Below are 771 nucleotides of genomic sequence, written 5' to 3' on the forward strand. Positions count from 1 at the left end.
TATAGCTCTTAAATTGACGAAGCTTGCGCTTCATTCAAAAATTGTAAAACTTATTTTTGCCTCATCGTTCAGTTTTCAAAGTTCGTCTGTAAAAAAATAAAATTGGTGGAGCCTAGCGGGATCGAACCGCTGACCTCCTGCGTGCAAGGCAGGCGCTCTCCCAGCTGAGCTAAGGCCCCAATATAAGTGATGATGGTCGGGAAGACAGGATTCGAACCTGCGACCCCTTGGTCCCAAACCAAGTGCTCTACCAAGCTGAGCTACTTCCCGTCTAAAAATGGTGCACCCTGAGAGATTCGAACTCCCGGCCTTTAGATTCGTAGTCTAACGCTCTATCCAGCTGAGCTAAGGGTGCGAGACGAATAATCATCATGGGAAAATATTAATGGTACCGAGGGCCGGACTTGAACCGGCACGAGGAAACCCTCGCAGGATTTTAAGTCCTGTGCGTCTACCAATTCCGCCACCCCGGCAAGGTATAATTTCTAGCGGTAGACTTTTTAAAAAGATCAAATGGTGCCGGCGAAAGGATTCGAACCCTCGACCCTCTGATTACAAGTCAGATGCTCTACCAACTGAGCTACACCGGCAGGTGTAAATGGTGGAGGATGACGGGATCGAACCGCCGACCCCCTGCTTGTAAGGCAGGTGCTCTCCCAGCTGAGCTAATCCTCCAATATGTAGCCTGGCAACGTCCTATCCTCACAGGGGGAGATCCCCCAACTACTTTCGGCGCTGAGACGCTTAACTTCCGTGTTCGGCATGGGAACG

6 tRNA genes and 1 rRNA gene are annotated in these 771 nt (G+C 50.3%); all 7 read right to left on the reverse strand.

Annotated elements, in window-relative coordinates:
* Nucleotides 1-103: 103 nt before the first annotated feature.
* Nucleotides 104-179: transfer RNA gene (locus tag KNO79_RS15465), tRNA-Ala, on the reverse strand.
* Between the two features lie 14 nt (nt 180-193).
* Nucleotides 194-270, reverse strand: a tRNA-Pro gene (locus tag KNO79_RS15470).
* An 8-nt stretch (nt 271-278) separates the two neighbouring features.
* Nucleotides 279-355 (reverse strand) — tRNA-Arg (locus KNO79_RS15475).
* 31 nt (nt 356-386) lie between these two features.
* Nucleotides 387-473: transfer RNA gene (locus KNO79_RS15480), tRNA-Leu, on the reverse strand.
* Between the two features lie 41 nt (nt 474-514).
* Nucleotides 515-590: transfer RNA gene (locus KNO79_RS15485), tRNA-Thr, on the reverse strand.
* A gap of 9 nt (nt 591-599) precedes the next feature.
* Nucleotides 600-675, reverse strand: a tRNA-Val gene (locus KNO79_RS15490).
* 8 nt (nt 676-683) lie between these two features.
* Nucleotides 684-771 (reverse strand): 5S ribosomal RNA (gene rrf / locus KNO79_RS15495); the annotation flags it as partial.

It is taken from the genome of Exiguobacterium sp. s43 (assembly GCF_018617255.1).
Classification (GTDB): Bacteria; Bacillota; Bacilli; order Exiguobacteriales; family Exiguobacteriaceae; genus Exiguobacterium; species Exiguobacterium profundum.